Origin of the sequence: Roseomonas sp. FDAARGOS_362, from assembly GCF_002754815.1 — a bacterium.
GTDB lineage: Bacteria > Pseudomonadota > Alphaproteobacteria > Acetobacterales > Acetobacteraceae > Roseomonas > Roseomonas mucosa.
In genome coordinates, this window is record NZ_CP024582.1 from 334618 (window position 1) to 351795 (window position 17178).

15 protein-coding genes and 2 pseudogenes are annotated in these 17178 nt (G+C 69.5%); 1 reads left to right on the plus strand and 16 read right to left on the minus strand.

What is annotated here, in order from left to right; translation table 11 throughout:
• Positions 1-39 precede the first annotated feature (39 nt).
• The 12 genes and pseudogenes from CTJ15_RS01535 to CTJ15_RS01590 all read right to left on the minus strand — a co-directional run bounded on the left by CTJ15_RS01535 (position 40) and on the right by CTJ15_RS01590 (position 11987).
• The gene (locus tag CTJ15_RS01535) at positions 40-1038 is read right to left on the minus strand and encodes an ABC transporter permease (protein WP_099780893.1); all 999 of its coding nucleotides are present in this window, start codon (positions 1036-1038) and stop codon (positions 40-42) included.
• Positions 1038-2090, minus strand: coding sequence for an ABC transporter substrate-binding protein (locus CTJ15_RS01540; protein WP_075821950.1), 1053 nt, complete (start codon positions 2088-2090; stop codon positions 1038-1040). Before CTJ15_RS01540 ends, CTJ15_RS01535 begins: the two co-directional genes overlap by 1 nt.
• Before the next feature lie 431 nt (positions 2091-2521).
• A pseudogene (locus tag CTJ15_RS01545) lies at positions 2522-2707 on the minus strand (acetone carboxylase subunit gamma); the annotation flags it as partial.
• 72 nt (positions 2708-2779) lie between these two features.
• Positions 2780-3541, minus strand: a pseudogene (locus CTJ15_RS01550) (hypothetical protein); the annotation flags it as partial.
• A gap of 16 nt (positions 3542-3557) precedes the next feature.
• Positions 3558-4928: an IS5 family transposase gene (locus CTJ15_RS01555; protein WP_226945876.1), complete on the minus strand. Its 1371-nt coding sequence runs from the start codon at positions 4926-4928 to the stop codon at positions 3558-3560.
• Positions 4929-5234: 306 nt separating this feature from the next.
• A complete protein-coding gene (locus CTJ15_RS01560) occupies positions 5235-6083 on the minus strand; it encodes a metallophosphoesterase (protein WP_099780894.1) in 849 nt (282 codons plus the stop codon).
• A gap of 4 nt (positions 6084-6087) precedes the next feature.
• Positions 6088-7377, minus strand: coding sequence for an ABC transporter substrate-binding protein (locus CTJ15_RS01565; protein ID WP_099780895.1), 1290 nt, complete (start codon positions 7375-7377; stop codon positions 6088-6090).
• A 32-nt stretch (positions 7378-7409) separates the two neighbouring features.
• Positions 7410-8252: a carbohydrate ABC transporter permease gene (locus tag CTJ15_RS01570; RefSeq protein WP_099780896.1), complete on the minus strand. Its 843-nt coding sequence runs from the start codon at positions 8250-8252 to the stop codon at positions 7410-7412.
• Positions 8245-9162, minus strand: a complete 918-nt coding sequence (locus CTJ15_RS01575; protein WP_075821946.1) for a carbohydrate ABC transporter permease — start codon at positions 9160-9162, stop codon at positions 8245-8247. Before CTJ15_RS01575 ends, CTJ15_RS01570 begins: the two co-directional genes overlap by 8 nt.
• Positions 9155-10291 carry an ABC transporter ATP-binding protein gene (locus CTJ15_RS01580; protein WP_075821945.1) on the minus strand — a complete coding sequence of 379 codons (1137 nt, stop codon included), beginning with the start codon at positions 10289-10291 and terminating at the stop codon, positions 9155-9157. The genes CTJ15_RS01575 and CTJ15_RS01580 overlap by 8 nt, the downstream gene beginning before the upstream one ends.
• A 121-nt stretch (positions 10292-10412) precedes the next feature.
• Positions 10413-11093 (minus strand): class I SAM-dependent methyltransferase, encoded by a 681-nt coding sequence (locus CTJ15_RS01585; RefSeq protein ID WP_083755428.1) that lies wholly within the window; start codon positions 11091-11093, stop codon positions 10413-10415.
• Between the two features lie 27 nt (positions 11094-11120).
• Positions 11121-11987, minus strand: a complete 867-nt coding sequence (locus tag CTJ15_RS01590; protein ID WP_099780897.1) for a UDP-2,3-diacylglucosamine diphosphatase — start codon at positions 11985-11987, stop codon at positions 11121-11123.
• A gap of 209 nt (positions 11988-12196) precedes the next feature.
• On the opposite strand from CTJ15_RS01590, the gene CTJ15_RS01595 reads away from it, so the two are divergent.
• Entirely contained in the window at positions 12197-13246 is a 1050-nt protein-coding gene (locus CTJ15_RS01595) for a biotin/lipoate A/B protein ligase family protein (RefSeq protein ID WP_099780898.1), read from the plus strand.
• A 64-nt stretch (positions 13247-13310) separates the two neighbouring features.
• Here CTJ15_RS01595 and CTJ15_RS01600 read toward each other — a convergent pair whose 3' ends face one another.
• The 4 genes from CTJ15_RS01600 to CTJ15_RS01615 form a co-directional block, all read right to left on the minus strand.
• Complete coding sequence (locus CTJ15_RS01600) at positions 13311-14240, minus strand: dihydrodipicolinate synthase family protein (RefSeq protein ID WP_058389912.1); 930 nt, start codon at positions 14238-14240, stop codon at positions 13311-13313.
• Between the two features lie 201 nt (positions 14241-14441).
• Positions 14442-15230 (minus strand): NTP transferase domain-containing protein, encoded by a 789-nt coding sequence (locus CTJ15_RS01605; RefSeq protein WP_027297260.1) that lies wholly within the window; start codon positions 15228-15230, stop codon positions 14442-14444.
• A complete protein-coding gene (locus CTJ15_RS01610) occupies positions 15227-16384 on the minus strand; it encodes a GNAT family N-acetyltransferase (RefSeq protein ID WP_019463172.1) in 1158 nt (385 codons plus the stop codon). Before CTJ15_RS01610 ends, CTJ15_RS01605 begins: the two co-directional genes overlap by 4 nt.
• Positions 16381-17160 carry a sterol desaturase family protein gene (locus CTJ15_RS01615; protein WP_099780899.1) on the minus strand — a complete coding sequence of 260 codons (780 nt, stop codon included), beginning with the start codon at positions 17158-17160 and terminating at the stop codon, positions 16381-16383. Before CTJ15_RS01615 ends, CTJ15_RS01610 begins: the two co-directional genes overlap by 4 nt.
• Positions 17161-17178: the final 18 nt, after the last annotated feature.

A 17178-nucleotide genomic window follows, 5' to 3' on the forward strand; every position in this document is an offset into this window, starting at 1 on the left:
GGACCCGCTCCACCACCGGAGCCCTGTGAAGCGCTGCGCTCACCACCGCACGGTTCCCTTCTGCCAGGCGAGGAGCCGGTCGCGGCCCTTGAAGAGGAGCGTCGTCAGCGTGGAGCACATCAGCGCCATGAGCAGCAGCGCCGCGTACATGTTGCCATAGGCCGCCCAGCCCTGGGCCCATTGCAGATACCAGCCGAGACCGGCCTTCACGCCCAGCATCTCCGCCACCACAAGAACGGAGAAGGAGGCGCCGAGGCCCATGAAGAGGCCGACAAAGACCTGCGGCAGCGCCGCCGGCACGGCAACCTTGAGCACGAGGAAGCTCTGGCTGGCGCCCATCGTGCGGGCGATGTCGTAATAGGCCTTGTTGACGCCCGAAACGCCGGACCAGGTGAGCACCGTCACCGGGAACCAGCTCGCCAGCGCGACAAGGAAGGTGCTGGCGCTGCCGCTGGTCGGAAAGGCGAAGAAGGCGATCGGCAGCCAGGCCGTGGCGGGCAGCGGCCCGATCAGCCGCAGCACCGGATGCACCCAGTAGCCGATGGCGCGCGACCAGCCGAGCGCCACGCCGGCCACGAAACCCGCCGCGGCGCCGATGGCATAGCCGCTGACCAGCAGCCAGAGCGAGCGCAGCACGCTCTCGCCCAGGCGTGGCCAGTCCTCCAGATAGACTTCCAGCAGACCTTGTGGCGAAGCGAAGAAGGGCAGGGGGAGCAGGGCGAGCTTGGCGGTCAGCAACTCCCAGCCGATCAGGGCCAGCGGCAGGACGGTAAGCCAGGGCCCCGCCGCGCGCAGTTTCCCGCCCGCCTTGCCGAGCCAGGGGGAGAGCACGGCGGAAAGGAGCAGTACACCGCCGAGAAGCGCGGCGGCCAGGGCAAGCTCCCGCGTCCGGCCGACCTCGATGGCGTCCTCCGGCACGGCGATGACGCCGGCGGCGGCGATCCAGACGAAGCCGGCCAGAAGGCTGCTTCCCCAGGCCCTGGCCCTTCCGGTCTCGATCGGGGCATTGCCGGCCCCGGCGACGGTGGCGCCGCTCATCACGCCCCCAGCACGTCGGCGGTGACGCGCCCGGCGAAGCGCTTCGGATCGGTGCCGGCGCGCATGACCCCGACCGACTTGAGCTCTTCCGCATAGAGCTCGATCTCGTCGCGGATCGCGCGGCCGGTGGGATGGTGGCCATGGGTATGGCTGCGCATCATGGCGATGAGATCGTCACGGCTGGTGCTGGCCGGGGCATAGGTCAGGAAGGTGTCCACCGCCACAGCGGGGTCATGGGCGGCAAGGTCCTGCGCCTCCAGCAGGGAGCGCGTAAGCGCGGCGGCCACCTGCGGCTCGTTCCTGACCAGCGCGCCACTGACGCCGATGATGCAACAGGCGCGGTCAGCCCATTCGCCGGAAAGATTGGTGGCGACCTCCACCAGCTTTCGGTCCCTTTGCAGCAGCCAGGCGATCGGGTCCCCGCCGGAGACGGCCTGCGCCTCGCCACGCTCCAGCGCCAGGCCGAAGACATGGGCGGGGAAGACCTTCCAGGTGACGTCGCGGTCCGGGTCGATGCCGCGCCGCTTGAGCAGCATGGAGAAGAAGTTCTTGTCGGCGCCGCCCATGTCGGCCGTGGCGATGGTCTTGCCGCGCAGCGAGGCGACATCGCCCGTGACGCCGGCCGCGGGGTCGCCGATCAGCCGCATGCAGCCGCCATGCGTGCCGCCGGTGATCTTGACGTCGAAGCCCATCTCCAACGGCTTGAGCCAGCGCAGCGCCATGCCCACACCGGCATCTGCCTTGCGGGTCGCGATCGCCTCCAGCAGGGCCTCGGTGGAGGAGCCGAAATTGACGAACTCGACCTCCAGCCCATGCTTCGCCAGAATGCCCTGCTGCTGTGCCACCGCGACGGGCGAGGTGCAGATGGCGGTCGCGTTCCAGGCAAGCGTCAGCTTACGCAGGGCGGTGCCAGATGCGGCGCCCGTTGCATCGGCACGGCAGATCGGGGCGTCGCGAAGCAGCGCGTCCAACGCATCGGAGGGGCCGCCCGCACGTGGCGCAAACCCCATCAGTGGCAGCGACAGGCTGGCAAGGCCCGCGGCGCCCAGCACGGTCCGCCGATCCAGGCCGTTGGGAAGCCTGCCCCGAACTCCTCCCGTTCGATGTCTCAGCAGCATCCGGCCCCCACTAAAGATCGTTTACCTTCGTGTTAATAAGAGAACCACTATGGAAAATAGTCAAAAGCATGGGGGTTTCTATTTCACTGTTGCCGAGGAACATTCCTCTCCGCGATGCGCTCGGAAGAGGCCGTTCTCCCTGCATGCGGTCTGACCGGGCCGTGGCGGATTGCGCGACTGGCGTATGGGGTAGAGGGCGCCTCACGTGGGGGCGGGAAGGGACGATCTGCGCCGGAAAGCGGTAGCCGGGCCAGGTGGCAGGCTCTGGCATCATTCCGCCAGTTTGCGCTGGCCGGACCGTCCCGACGACCGTCCTCAACTTGCCAATACCGTGGCAAGGACATGACGATTACGGTTTCGGGCGCCTATGCCGCCCGCTCAGGAACATCCAGGCCGAGCCAGTTCTTGTAGAAGGCATCGATATCCGGCTCGAAGTCATGAATGATGGAGTACCAGGGCGTAGGGGCCTCGACATCCAGCAGATCGCCCGAAAGCGGGCAGAAGTATTCGCGGATCACCTGCCATTCGGTGGAGGGTGCCATCAACCGGGGGTTAAATCTCCTCCATCTCGTGAATCAGGTTGGACAGGGCATCTCGCGCATGAGGGATGCCCCGCAGCGGCGTCACTCCTCGACGAAGGATGCCGTCTTGACGTCAGGGAGTTCCGAAAGGTCCATCGAGTATTCGCGGCCATAGGATGGGATCGGCAGGTCCGCTTCCATCAGCCGCCAGTCCTCTGGCAGGTTCCAGAATTTCCGGAAGCCCTCCTCCCAACGCGAACCGAGCTTGAAGCTGGCTGCCTACATCTGCTGGACCTGAAGGCCAGCCTCCTTCGAGAGGATCCTCTCACGCTCCTGCTTCATCCAGGTGCTGGCCGGAACCGCCTTGGCGAGACGCTCCTTGCGGATGCGGTCGCGCAGGATACTGGTCTTGGCCTCGTCAACGCCGGCCAGGCCATCAGCGGCCTTGCTCAGCACCACGCCATAGACGAAGGCTGCGAAGCGATCGATCAGGTAGCCGCCATTGGCATCATCCGCGACCTTCTGGGGCTCGCGGTTCAGCGGGTCGCCGAAGCCCGGCCCACCGCGCACGTAGTTGAGGGAGAGGTCGTAGTCCCTGAACATCTCCTCCGTGGTGATGGACTGCTTGTCGCGCTTGATCCGTGCATCGCCGATCATTGCGTCCCAGCGCGGGTTCTGCGGATCCGTGTCGCCGCCGGGCGGTATCTCGCCTCCTTTGGCGATGATGTCCTTCAGCCCTGTGTCATGTGCGGCGAAGCGGTAGTCGGAGGCCGCCGGATAGCCACCCATCAGCCCTCAGTCGGAAGAAATGTGTCCATTGCCCATGAAGAACATGGTCCAGTCCTTGGCATTCCAGACTAGTCGGCCTTGAACAACGTCTTCAGGCTGTCGCCCCTGCGAGCAGGGTGCGGCCTGTCGGGACGCTGGCTTGGCTGATCGGGGTGAGGATTGCCTGTCGGAGGGCGGCGAGGAGAGCGGCCAAAAGGGCCCTGAGGTGGGCGAGGATCTTGCGGATGTTGTGGCCGCAGCCGCAGAGGACGGCGTAGAGAGCATCGCCGAGCGTGCCCTTGAGGGCGCAGCGGGCGAGGCGGCCATCGGTCTTCATGTGGCCGATCTCGGGCTCGATGGCGCTGCGGCGGCGGAGCAGCCGGCGCAGGCGGGGCGTGAGGCCGCGGCTGGTGCCGCTGACGAGCACCCTGGTTGCCGTGACGCCATGGCCGCGGTAGCCGCGATCGACCACGGCGAGGCTGGGACGCTGGCCGGTGAGGGTCTCGACCTGCTGGAGGGCGTCGGCGAGGGTGTGGCCGTCGTAGGGATTGCCGGGCTGGCTGCGCATGCCGACGACGAAGCCACCGGCGAGGGTGGTGGCGATGCTGACCTTCGTGCCGAACTCGTAGCGCACCCGCGCCTTGCCCTTGGCGATGCAGTCCACCTCGGGCTCGTGCAGGGCGTAGAGCTTGCGGGACGACTTCGGTGTCTGGAGCAGCAGGCGGGTGACGAGGGCGATGCGCTGCTCGATGCGCGCCCGCAGTGGCCCGTCAGGGACGGCGCCGAGCTTGCGTTCAACATCGCGCAGGATGCGGCCGGTGTAGCCCTTGAGCGTGCGCAACGCCTTGCGCATGCGGCGGAACTGCCGGGCGTGGGCGTAGCGCCCCACCTGGCCGGCCAGGCGCGGCGCCAGGCGATTGTAGTTCTGGCGCAGGGCGATCCCGGCCTTGTGCGCCAGCGTCACCAGCGAGTGGCGGGCCCGCTCATAGAGGCGGCTGTCGGTCGGATGGGCGATGGCCTTCTCCATCACTGTGGTGTCCACTGCGATCTCGGCCAAGCTGTTCGACGTCACAGCTCCCGAAGCCTGAGCCGCCTCGATCGTCCTGGTCAGCAACCACTCGACACCTTCCTCACCGATGCGACCGCGCCAGCGGCTGAGAGAGGAGGGATGGATGGGCGCACGGTGCTGGAAGAAGGTCTCACCCGTGAAGTGCTGGAAGTACGGGTTCTCCACCCAGCGCGCGAGCACCGCCTCGTCGGAGAGGCCATGGGCGTGCTGGAGGTACATCAGCCCGGCGACCAGACGCGGATGCGTGGCCGGCCGTCCCTCAGCGGCGGGGAAGAAGCCGGCCCATTCCCGCTCGAACCAGGACCAGTCGATCAGCGCCGCCAGCCGCACCAGTTCGTGCCGCCCATCGATCATGTCGACCAGCCGCGGCCGCAGCAGATCGGCCTGTTCCGGCGGGCGCGGGCGGTGCTTCATGCCCACAAGATTCGCAGGGTTTGTCGTCGAAAACAATCGAACCCTGCAAATCCAGGTCGCCGAGCCCGGAAAATCTCACAGCTAGATCAGTGCCTTACGAGTTATTCAAGGCCGACCAGACTATGCGAAGAGATTGGAAGCCACAGCCGCCGCGATACTTGCCCGCGCCGCCTGATGAGGCCTTGATCCAACGACCCGGACAGACGAGGGGCTCAGCCAGCTCCCCGCCGCAAACTCGCCCGGGCATGCCCAGTCGCTGAGGACGCCAAGGACGTCCCACAACCAGGCAGCCAAGGAGCAGGCGGGTCAGCCGGCCGGCTGCAACTGGCCGTAGATGTCCGGCATACGGCCGATATCGTGCGGCTGGAGGCCTTCCGGCCGGACCAGCCCGTACTCGTGCCGGCCATCCGGGTGCAGGGCATGCATCACATAGCCCTGCACCTTCTCGCCAAAGGGCTTTCCGTCCGCCCAGGCATCGCCGACATGGAAGGCGACCGCAGGGGCCCAGATCTGCCGGATTCCCTCGCACAGGCCGCGATCGCGCCACTGGTGCACATGGCCGGAGGCGACGAAGGCCGGGGGATGCGCCCGGAACATCTCCACCATCCGGCGGCGTGGCGCCTCCAGCACATGCCAGTAGCTGCGGCCCGCCTCGTCCAGCGCCTGCTCGCAAAGCGGCTTGTGCAGGAAGATCGCGATGCTGCGCCCCGCGGCCCCCGACAGGGCATCCTCCAGGAAGGCGAACTGCTCCCCGGCCATCTCGGTCGCGGTGATCAGGGTGTCCAGCCCGATCAGCCGCCAGCCCGGCACGTCCCGCAGGAAGCGGTCGGCGCCGAAGATGCCGTTCCAGCGCTCGACACGCTCCGCATCCGCGCCATCGCGCGCCGCGATGGCCGGGTCGTTGCCCACGTCGTGGTTGCCCGGGATGGCCAGCCAGTCGAGCCCCATCTCCTGGTGCCGGGCGAAGGCGTGCTCCAGCTCCGCCTGTCCGGCCTCCCCGCCCAACTCGCCATGGGCGGAGATGTCGCCGGTATGGACCACGAGGTCCGGCCGATCCGCCCGCAGCCGCTCCGCCACGGCCGCGAAGTTGCGGTCGAAGACAGGGTGGCGCGGGGAGAGATGCGTGTCGCTGATCTGCGCGAGACGGAACACCATGGGTTCAGCCCTTCCGCGGCAGCAGGCGGCGCACCTCGGCCACCATGTCCGGGAGGACCTGCTCCGGCGTCGCCTTCTGTTCCACCACCCGGGCGATGTTGTCCACCATCGTCTGGGTCACGCGCACGCTGTTGCTGCCGGGAAAGGCGTACCAGGGGACGGAGATCGGGATCTGGCGCACCGCCGGCACGAAGAGCGGGTTCGCCTTGTAGAAACCCGCCAGGTACTGCGGGTCGTCGATCGCGATCTGGTTGCAGGGCAGGTAGCCGGTGTTCTTCACCATCATCGCCTGCCCCTCGGGGCCGGTGGAGAAGCGCAGGAACTTCCAGGCGGCGGCGCGCTTCGCCGGGTCCTTCGCGGTCAGCATGCCGGCGGCGCCGCCGGTCGGCAGCCGGCCCTTCTGCGCGTCGATCACCGGCATCTCCGTGGTGCGCAGCGGGAAGTTCTCGCCCACCGACGCGGCCGTGCCCCGCACCAGCGCCGTGGTCTGGAAGATCATGCCGAGCTTGCCGGCGGCGAAAGCCTGGCGCGCCGCGGCGGCGCTGAGGTTCGGCATGCCGCCCTCCTTCACCATCCGGTCGATCAGGCGCAGCGCGTTCAGCCCCTCCGGTCCTCCAAAGGCCACGTCGCGCTCATCCGGCGTCAGCATGCGGCCGCCGGCGCCGAAGAGCAGGGCGGAGAACATCCAGTCGTCGCCGTTCCAGGTGTACCACATGCCCTCGACGCCATCGCCGAGACGGTGGATCTTCCCGGCCAGCTCCAGGACGCCGTTCCAGTCCCTGGGGAAGTTGCCGGGGTCGCCGCCGGCGCGGCGCACCAGATCGGCGTTGTAGTAGGTCACCGGATTGGAGGCGGCATAGGCCAGCCCTGCCTGGATGCCGCCGAACTGGCCCAGCGCCAGCATGTTCGGCGTATAGCCCGCCCTGGCGGGATCGCCTTCCTCCCGCAGCAGCGGCGTCAGGTCCTGGGCGATGCCGCGCTCGGCGAAGACGCGCAGCCGGTTGAAACCCTGGTAGCTGAGGTCGGGGAGCTGGTTGGTGCCCGCCTGGCGCAGCAGGAGCTGCGCGCCCTCCTCGTAGTTCGGGGTGTTGATGAAGTTGACTTTGATCTCCGGCTCGCGCTTCGCGAACTCGGCCATGATCGCGTCGTAGCTGTCCTTGTAGATGAAGGGCTGCGCGTAATGGACGGTGATCTCCGTCTCCGCGGCGCGGACGATGCGCGGCGCGGCGAGAGGGGCGGCCAGGGCGGCGAGCGGCAGGGCCAGCGCCTTGCGGCGCCCGAGGTCGAAACTCATGATGGTATCTCCGGATACGGTTCTTGTTTGGATCAGCCCTTGAGCCCCGTGGAGGCGATGCCTTCCACGAAGCGCCGCTGGGCCAGGAGGAAGGCGATCACCAGGGGGGCCGTCATCACCACGGCGGTGGCCATCAGCGCGCCGTAGTCGTCGCCGGCATCTACCGAGCGGAAGAACAGCACGCCCAGGGCCGGCGTGGCGCGGTCCGGCCCGCTGACCACCAGCAGGGGCCAGAACAGGTCGTTCCAGTGCGCCACCACCGAGAAGATCGCGAAGGCGGTCGCCGCCGGCCAGGCATTGGGCAGGACGATGCGCCAGACGATGGCCATCTCGCCCATCCCGTCCAGCCGGGCGGCATGCAGCAGGTCGTCCGGCAGGGAGCGGAAGAACTGGCGGAACAGGAAGATCGCGAAGACCGAGATGGTGAAGGGCGCGACCAGCGCGGCATAGGTGTTCAGCCAGCCGAGCGAGGCGAGGGTCACGTAGATCGGCAGGGCGGTCGCCTGCACCGGCACCAGCAGCCCGAGCATCACCGCGCCGAACAGCACCTCCCGCCCCGGGAAACGCAGCTTGGCCAGGGCATAGCCCGCCGGCACCGCGAAGAGCAGCTGGAAGAACAGGATGGCGCCGCAGACCACCACGCCGTTCACCAGGTAGCGGAAGACAGGAATGCGCTCGAAGACCTTGCCGTAGTTCTCCGCCGCATGGAACCGCTGCGGCAGCAGCGAAAGGGAGTCGCGGAAGATCTCGTCCAGCGGCTTCAGGCTGGCGGCCACCATCCAGATATAGGGCATCAGCACCAGCAGCCCGAGTACGGTCAGCAAAGCGAGGCGCGGCAGGTCGCGCAGCAAGGGCGTGTCGCGCGGCTCAGCCATAATGCACCTGCCTGTCCAGGAAGCGCGTCTGCAGCCACATCAGCGTCAGCACGATGGCCAGGAAGACCAGCGTGACCGCCGCCGCGTAGCCGAGGCGGAAATAGGTGAACCCCTCCTCGTAGAGCTTGTAGAGCAGCACGTTGGAGGCGTTGTTCGGCCCGCCCTGCGTCAGCACGGCCACGAGGTCGAAGGAGCGCGTCAGGGCCCGGATCATGGTGATGGTCAGCACGAAGAGCGTGGTGGGGCCGAGCAGCGGCCAGGTGACGAGACGGAACCGCTCCCAGGCCGAGGGCACGCCATCCACCTCGGCGGCGGCGTAGAGCTCGCGCGGGATGGCAGTCAGCCCCGCCATGAACAGCACCATGTTGAATCCCAGATTCTCCCAGCTCCCGATCGCGGCCAGGGAAAGCAGCACCGTGTCGGAAGAGGAGAGCCAAGCCGGCCCCGGCAGGCCGACGGTGCGCAGCATCGCGTTCAGCGGGCCGATGGTGGGGTGCAGCAGGTACTGCCAGGCCGCCGCCATGGCGACCGCGAGCGACACGACGGGCAGAAAGAAGACGGCGCGGAAGAAGGCGCGTCCGCGCAGGCCGGACTCGATCAGCACGGCCAGCCCCAGCCCGCCCAGAACGGAAACCGGCGTGGTCAGCCCGATATAGACCAGGGTGTTGCGGACCGACTGGGCGAAGCCGCGATCCGAAAGGAGCTCGGCGAAGTTGTCGAGCCCGACCCAGTGGAACCCCTCGGCACCGAGCTCGTAGTCGGTGAAGGCCATGGCCACGGCCGCCAGGGTCGGCAGCAGGATCATCAGCACATAGGCGATCACCGCCGGCAGGCTCAGCAGCCAGGCGGCGAGGGCTTCGCCATGCCCTCTCGCCCGAACGGCGGGCGCCGCGAGCACGGCCTCAGACATGGGCCAGTTCCGCGCCCAGCGCCGCCGAGGGGCAGCGCCGTCCGGCGGCATCGAAAAGCAGCGCCTTGCCCGCGTCGAAGCCCAGGAAGGCCTGCCCGTCGCCGGGGATGCCGGAGCGGCCTTCCGGCGGCAGGCGCAGCACCAGGGCGGAGCCGCTTTCCGGGTGGCGCAGATGCAGCAACAGGCTCTCGCCCAGGAACTCCATCGCCTCGACGCGGGCCGGCAGGCCGTTGGAGGCGAGGTGCAGGTCCTCCGGCCGCACGGCCAGCGTCAGCGGCCCCGGCATGGCGCGCAGCCCGATGGCGAGGCCGGCGACCCTGACGATCCCATCCGCGTCCGCCTCGGCCGGCAGGGTGTTGATGCGGGGCGAGCCGATGAAGGTGGCGACGCGCAGATCGGCCGGATCGTTGTAGATCGCCTCGGGCGTGGCCACCTGCAGGATGCGGCCGCCAAGCATGACCGCGACCCGGTCGGCCATGGTCAGCGCCTCGGACTGGTCATGCGTCACATAGAGCGTGGCCGCGCCGCTGCGGCGGTGGATCTCCACGATCTCCCGCCGCGTCTGGACGCGCAGCGAGGCATCGAGGTTGGACAGCGGCTCGTCCATCAGGAAGAGCTTCGGCTGCCGCACCATGGCGCGCGCCAGGGCGACGCGCTGCCGCTGCCCGCCGGAAAGCTGGCCGGGCTTGCGGTCGAGCAGCCCGGCGAGGCCCAGGGCGCGCCCGGCCTTCTGCACATCCGCCTGGATACCCTGCCGGACCGCCGACGTCCCCGGCAGGAAACGGCCCAGGAAAGGCGCGCGCTGCCAGCCGTTCAGCCGCCGCATGGCCAGCGGCACGGCGATGTTCTGCGCGGCGGTCAGGTGCGGATAGAGGGCGTAGGACTGGAACACCATGGCGACGTCTCGCTCGGCTGCGCGGCGCCGCGTGACGTCGCGGCCGGCAATCTCGATGCGCCCCTGGTCCGGCTGCTCGATCCCCGCGGCGATGCGCATCAACGTCGATTTGCCGCAACCGGAAGGACCCACCAGCGCAATGAACTCCCCTTCGGCCATCTCCAGTGAAACGCCGGACAGGATCGGCGCCCCGCCGAAGGACTTCGTGACTCCGCTGATCAGGACCCCAGGCAAACCGCATCTCCGTATTGACGGGCGGCCTCATGCGCCCGGTGGATGACGCACCCGTTGCGGTTTCACGAAGCTTTGATGGCAATCCCAGGCAGCCGGAAGCGCCGGGAACCATCCGCCCACGTCACGCCGGGCGGTAGTGCCAGACGCTGGCGGGGGGCAGGTTCAGCGGGGTCCAGGCCTCCCGCTTGGCACTCAGCCCGAGCTGCCGGTAGGGCAGGGGCGACGTGATGCAATAGGTGTAGAGCAGGAAGCCCCGCCCCGGCGCGACGGCCTCCACCGCCTGCACGAAGCGCCGCTGCCGCTCCAGCGGCAACAGCACCAGCGGAATCCCGCAGATCACCGTGCCGACGCGCCCATGCAGGTTCTCCGGGATCAGGCGCGGCAGGTCGAAGGCATCGCCCGTGACAACACAGGCGCCGGGCAGCTTGCGGCGCAGATGCTGGGCCATCTCGCTCTCGATCTCGACCACGGTGAGCCGCTCCGGCGCCAGTCCCTGCGCCAGCAGGGCCCGGGACACCACGCCCGTACCGGCGCCGAGCTCCACCACGATCTCCCCCTCGTCGGCCCGGGTCAGCCGGGCGATCCGCCCGCACAGGGCCGGGGAGGACGGCACCACGCTGCCCATGCGCAGCGGGTTGCTCGCCCACTGCTTCAGGAACAGGCTCGCGTTGGCGATCCCGCGGCCCGGTTCAGACGCGCCGGACGCCTGGGTGAGAGGGCGGTCCGAAGCATCCCCGGAACCGGGCTTCCGCATGACGGTGGCAAGCCGCGCGATCCGCGGCAGAAGGGTCGAAACAGACAATCCGTGGATCCTCGTTCAGGGTCCCCGTCACGCGCCGGCTTCGCCCGCCACGCCGGGCGGCCCAGCAATGGGAAAGGCCGGGACGGGAAAGGCGGGGACGGGAGTTCCAGCCGCCGGCGCCACCGGCCGGGGCACGGGCGGGCTGCGCCTCGACCAGTCCAGCAGTTCGAAGCGTCCGTCGGGATGCTCCACCAGGGCGGTGCAGGACTCCACCCAGTCTCCGGTGTTCATGTAGGTCACGCCGCCGATGTCGCGCATCTCGGCATGATGGATGTGGCCGCAGATGACGCCGTCATAGCCGCCACGCAGTGCCTCGTGCGCCAGCGACTCCTCGAAGCGGTCGATCGCCTTGACGGCTTCCTTCACACGCCGCTTCAGCCATTGCGACAGCGACCAGTAGGGGTATCCCATCCGCCGCCGGGCGGTGTTGAACCAGCGGTTCAGCAGCAGCGCCGCGTCATAGGCCCAGTCGCCCAGATGGGCGAGCAGCGGCCAGTAGCGCACCACGCTGTCGAACTCGTCGCCATGCATCACCAGCAGCCGGCGGCCGTCGGCGGTGACGTGCTCGGCCTGCTGCACGAGGTGGATGCCGGCGACCTCCAGCCCCACCCAGTCGCGGAACATCTCGTCGTGGTTGCCGGGGATGTAGAGGATCTCGACACCCTCGCGCGCCTTGCGCAGCAGCAGGCGGATCACCTCGTCATGGTAGGCGTCCCAGTACCAGGACTTCCGCAGGCGCCAGCCATCCACGATGTCGCCCACCAGCACGATCCGCCCGCAATCCATGCCGCCCAGGAAATCCAGCAGCAGGTCGGCCCGGCTGGCGCGAAGGCCGAGATGCAGGTCGGAAAGGAACACCGTGCGGTAGTGGCGCCTCACGAATGTCTGTTGCATCCGATGCCCGGTAACCCGTTATGGCGCCGGTATAAGGTCTCGGTTGCCGCCGGAGAGTGAAGATTCGTTGAAGGGTCCGGGTCAGAACGGATACGGCCGCCCTTTCCGCGTCCCTCTGGCTGCGCCCGCCCAGGTGGTCCATCCTCGTGCCTCCCCTGGCGGCCCCGGCACGATGCCGGGCCTCATGCGACGGACGGGTCTCGCGAGACATGCACGGTGAATACAAGGTACAGGGCGGCAAGCTCGTCGTCGTCGATCTCGAACTCCGGGACAGCCGCATCGCGGATGTGCAGATCGCCGGCGACTTCTTCCTCGAACCCGCCGAGGCGCTGGACGACATCCGCGGCGCGGTGGAGGGCCTGCCTGCGGCCTCGGACGTCGAGCAGATCGCGGCGGCGATCCGCGCGGCGCTGAGGCCGGCTGCAGCGCTGATCGGCTTCAGTGCCGAGGCGGTGGCCATCGCGGTGCGCCGCGCCCTCGGCTCGCGCGGCGGCTGGCGGGACTACGACTGGCAGATCATCGACACGCCCCCGCTCTCCCCCGCGATGCACCTGGCGCTGGACGAGGTCCTGGCGCAGGAGGTCGCCGCCGGCCGACGCGGCCCGATGCTGCGCTTCTGGGAATGGGAACGGCCCGCCATCATCATCGGCGCCTTCCAGTCGCTGCGCAACGAGGTGGACCTCGACGCAGCCTCGGCGCTGGGCGTGGAGGTCGTCCGCCGCGTCACCGGCGGCGGCGCCATGCTGGCGGAACCCGGCAACAGCGTCACCTACTCGCTCTATGCACCGGGCGATCTGGTGCGCGACATGACCTTCGCCGATTCCTATGCCTTCCTCGACGCCTGGGTGCTGCAGGCGCTGATCTCCCTCGGCATCGACGCCTTCTACAAGCCGCTCAACGACATCTCCAGCGCCAAGGGCAAGATCGGCGGCGCGGCGCAGAAGCGCTTCTCCGGCGGCACGGTGCTGCACCACGTCACCATGGCCTATGACATGGATGCGGAGAAGATGGTGAAGGTGCTGCGCATCGGGCGCGAGAAGCTGAGCGACAAGGGCACGGTGAGCGCCGTCAAGCGGGTCGATCCGCTGCGCAGCCAGACAGGCCTGCCGCGCGAGGCGGTGATCCGGCGGATGCGCGAGACCTTCGTGTCGCTGCATGGCGGCGTGGCCGGGCGGATCACGGCGGAGGAACATGCGGCGGCGGAGAAGCTCGCGGCGGAGAAGTTCTCCTCCGGCGCCTGGCTGCGCCACGTCCCCTGAGGCACGCAGGCGGCCTCGTCTCCCGGGGCGGCGGAAGCGCGCCGCGCCGCCGCCGGCCGGAGGCTCACAGGCCCGCGCGGGCATCCTTCCGGGCGAGGCGAAGCAGCAGATAGTCCACTTCCGCCCGTGCGGCGGCAGTCAGGGCCGCGCCGGGCTTGCGCTGCGCATCGGAGGCGATGAAGCCGCGCCGCATCAGCACATACTTGCGGACGGCGAGGCCCACCCCCTGCTGCTGCTCGTAGCGCAGCAGTGGCAGATGGGCGTCGAACAGGTCGTGCGCCGCCTCCCGCGCGCCTTCCTTCTGCAGCCGCACCACATCCGCCAGCATTTCCGGAAAGGCGTAGCCGGTCATGGCCCCGTCCGCGCCGCGCTCCATCTCGAAGTCCAGGAACATCCCGCCATTGCCGGTCAGGATGGAGAGGGGCCGCAGGGAGCCGTCCTCCTGATAGCGCCGCAGGGTGGAGATCTTCTCCAGGCCCGGCCAGTCCTCGTGCTTCAGCATCACGCAGGAGGGATGCTCCTGCACGATCCGGCGGATCACCCCGGGCGTCATCTGCACCGAGAGGGTCAGCGGATAGTCCTGGATCACGAAGGGCACGTCGTCACCGATGGCCTCGATCGCCTGGCGGTAATAGGTGACGATCTGGTCGTCGGTGCGCAGCGACGGCACCGGCGCGATCATCACCCCCGCCGCCCCCTTGTCCATCACCGCGCGGCTGAGGGAGCGCATGGCGGCGAAACCGGGCGCGGACACGCCGACGATGACGGGAAGCCCCGCCATGCCCTTCACGAAGCGCGCGGCGATGTCGAGCGACTCCTCCGGCTCCAGCTTCGGCGCCTCGCCCATGATGCCCAGCACCGTGACGCCCGTGGCGCCGGCGGCGAGGTAGCGCTCCATCAGGGTATCGACCGATGCCACATCGATCCGCCCGTCCGGCTGGAAGGGCGTCGGCGCGATGGGAAACAGGCCGGAGGCGGTGGAATCGAGAGCCATGACGTTATCCTCGGACTATGGGCGGTCGGCTTGCCATCCGCACGGATGACCGGACCCGCAGGATAAGGGGCAGGGGCACCGGCGAGGAAGCCCGCCACGCCGGCCTGTTTCCCGCAAGCCTCCCGCCCCGGGCCGGGGAGGCCGCCGTCACGGAGCGGACCAGGGCGCGCCCGCGCCGCATGAGGTCAGCGGTGGCGGCCCTTACCCCACCTGCGGCAGCCGCCGCCGTTCCGCCCCACCGAGACGGGCCTCCACCAGCGCCAGGTCGTCCGGCTTGTCCACATCCACGGCCGCCGCGCCGAAGGGCATCTCCACCACGGCCACGGGCGTCCCGCAGCGTGCCCCCAGCGCATCCAGTCCGGCCCGCAGCGTCATCCAGCCCAGGGCATAGCGGAGCAGCACGATGGGCCCCAGCATCCGGGCCATGGCCGTCGGCCGCTTCCGCTGCTGTTCCAGCCGCTGCCAGAAGCGCAGCACCCGGATCGCCTCGGGCCGCGCCAGCAGGAACAGGTTGCAGCCACTGAAATCGCCGTCCCGGAAGCGCAGCCAGGTGCGCCGGGTCTCCGGGAACTCCGCCAGGATCGTGTCGCGCCGCGCGAGCGCCGCCACGGCGGATGCCCGGCCCGGGGCCTCCCGCAGCAGGTGCGCCACCATGGCCGGCGTCAGCAGCGCGTGGTCCGCCGTGGTGACCAGCAGCGGGGCGCCGAATTCCTCGAACGCCGCCGCCGCGCTCATGGCGGGGCCCGGCGCGGCGGCCCGCAGGATCGCGCCCTCCAGCCCTTCCAGCCCGGCCAGCACGCGCGCCGGCTCCTCGATGGACACGACGATGCGGGCGATGCCGGGCGTCGATCGCAGGGCCGAGACCACGCGCAGCAGCATGGGCACCCCCGCCACCGGCAGCAGCGCCTTGTGCGAAACCCCCGCCGCGGCCGCCATCGGGTCCGTCCCGCGCCGCTGCCCGGCCAGGACCAGCGCCGTGACGCCCGTCACAGCGGCTTCCCATAGATGCGGTAGGTCTTATAGGCCCGCGCGCCCAGGACCTCGGCCAGGTGGCGCATGGGCAGGTTGTCCTCCAGCACCCAGGACATCTCGATCTGCCGGATGCCCAGGGCACGGGCCTCCCGCCGCAGCGCCTCCACCAGGAAGAGCGGCAGCACGCGCCCCAGCAGCCCCGCCTGCAACTGCGGCCGCACCCCCATCAGCGGCACGCGCGCGGTGGAAACACCCGACACCTTCAGCCGCCACAGCAGCTTCGCCCAGCCGAGCGGCAGCAGCCGCCCCGACAGGTCGCGGATCGCCTCGTTCAGGTTCGGCAGGCAGACGGCGAAGGCGACGGGCCGCCCCTGCATCTCCGCGAACCAGACCAGCCTCTCGTTCAGCAGCGGCTTCAGCTCGGCGGCCAGATGCGCCACCTCGGCGGCGGTGAAGGGCACGAAGCCCCAGTTTCCCGCCCAGGCCTCGTTGTAGATGCCGATCAGCGCCTCGACCTCCTGCCGCAGCGCCGCGCGCCGCAGCGGCCGCAGGGTGACGCCGGATGGCAGGCCACGCGCCACCACCCGCGCCGCCGCCGGCGGCAGCGCCTCCGTCACGGGGCTGATATAGGCCAGCATGTCCCGCGCCTTGGCATAGCCCAGCGCCTCCAGCCGCGTGCCGGCATGGGGCGGGTCATGCGGCATCATCATCATCGGCGGCGTATCGAAGCCCGAGACGAGGAGCCCCGTCTGCTCGTTGATGGAAAGGCTGAACGGCCCCAGCATCCGCCGCAGCCCACGGCCGCGCGCCCATGCCTCGGCGGTGTCCAGCAGCGCCGCGAAGACCTCGGCACTGTCTTCGGCGGCCAGCAGCCCGAAATAGGCCGGCCTCCCGCCTTCCGTCTCCGGCACCAGCCGGTCGTCCTGCGCGCTGATGCGCCCTACCTCGCGCCCGTCACGCCGGGCGATCCAGAAGGCCGCCTCGCCGTGCTGGAACCAGGGGTTCTTCGCCGGGGACAGCGCTTCCCGCCGCTCCAGCCGCAGCGGCGGCACCCAGGCGGGATCGTGCCGCATCAGGTCGTGCGGCAGCCGGATGAAACGCTCCATCCCCGCACGGTCCGTGACGGAGAGGATCTCGACGGGGGAGGGAGCCCGCGCGGTGGCCGCGCTCACGCAGCCCTGTCCGGGCGGGCATCCGGGCGGGCATCCGGGCGGGCGGGCCGGTCGCGCGGCGGCGCGCCGGTCAGCTTCTCCACCCAGGGGAAGCGCCGGGCCTCTTCCCGGTCATAGCCCAGGTTGAAGACATGCGGGCTGCGCGGCCGCTGCCGCACCTCGCCATAATAGGTGCCGAGGGCACGATCCACGACGAAGCTGGTGATCCCGTAATTCCCGCCCTCGTGGTGGAAATGGTGCGCGAGGTGCAGCTCCTTCATCCGCCGCAGCAGCCGGCCGCGCGGCTTGAAGTTCAGGTGCTGGATGCAGTGGCAGAACTCGTAGATGCAGGTGATCACGAAGCCCGCCGCGCAGGCCGCCGCCGCGCCCGCAGCCCCGCCGATCAGCCAGCCGACCGGGATCAGGATGGCCAGGATGGTCGGCACCGTCGTCACCGGCGCGCCGAAGAGCACGTCCAGACGGTGCGGGTCCTGGTGGTGGTCGAAATGCACGCGCTTCCACAGCGCCGCCGTTAGCGGCGAGCGGTAGAGGAAACGCGAATGCAGGATGAAGCGGTGGATGGCGTACCAGACCAGCGGATAGGCCAGGATCGTGGCGGCCACCGCCAGCGCCGGCCGCAGCGCCCCCTCCGCCCAGTGCACGGAAAGCCCGGCCGAGATGATGGCGAGCAGCCCATACAGATGGATCGCCGGATGCGCCGCATAGGCGACGACGAGTTCCCGAAGCGTCATCCGCCCCAGATCGAAACTGCGTCCGCCCCGCCAGGGACCATACATGAAACCGCCTCCTTGCTC

Coding starts and splice junctions, on each gene's coding strand:
- CTJ15_RS01595 (WP_099780898.1), top strand. CDS start 12,197: ATGCACGGTGAATACAAGGTACAGGGCGGCAAGCTCGTCGTCGTCGAT.
- CTJ15_RS01575 (WP_075821946.1), bottom strand. CDS start 9,162: ATGTCTGAGGCCGTGCTCGCGGCGCCCGCCGTTCGGGCGAGAGGGCAT.
- CTJ15_RS01535 (WP_099780893.1), bottom strand. CDS start 1,038: ATGAGCGGCGCCACCGTCGCCGGGGCCGGCAATGCCCCGATCGAGACC.
- CTJ15_RS01570 (WP_099780896.1), bottom strand. CDS start 8,252: ATGGCTGAGCCGCGCGACACGCCCTTGCTGCGCGACCTGCCGCGCCTC.
- CTJ15_RS01555 (WP_226945876.1), bottom strand. CDS start 4,928: ATGAAGCACCGCCCGCGCCCGCCGGAACAGGCCGATCTGCTGCGGCCG.
- CTJ15_RS01590 (WP_099780897.1), bottom strand. CDS start 11,987: ATGCAACAGACATTCGTGAGGCGCCACTACCGCACGGTGTTCCTTTCC.
- CTJ15_RS01560 (WP_099780894.1), bottom strand. CDS start 6,083: ATGGTGTTCCGTCTCGCGCAGATCAGCGACACGCATCTCTCCCCGCGC.
- CTJ15_RS01600 (WP_058389912.1), bottom strand. CDS start 14,240: ATGGCTCTCGATTCCACCGCCTCCGGCCTGTTTCCCATCGCGCCGACG.
- CTJ15_RS01565 (WP_099780895.1), bottom strand. CDS start 7,377: ATGAGTTTCGACCTCGGGCGCCGCAAGGCGCTGGCCCTGCCGCTCGCC.
- CTJ15_RS01615 (WP_099780899.1), bottom strand. CDS start 17,160: ATGTATGGTCCCTGGCGGGGCGGACGCAGTTTCGATCTGGGGCGGATG.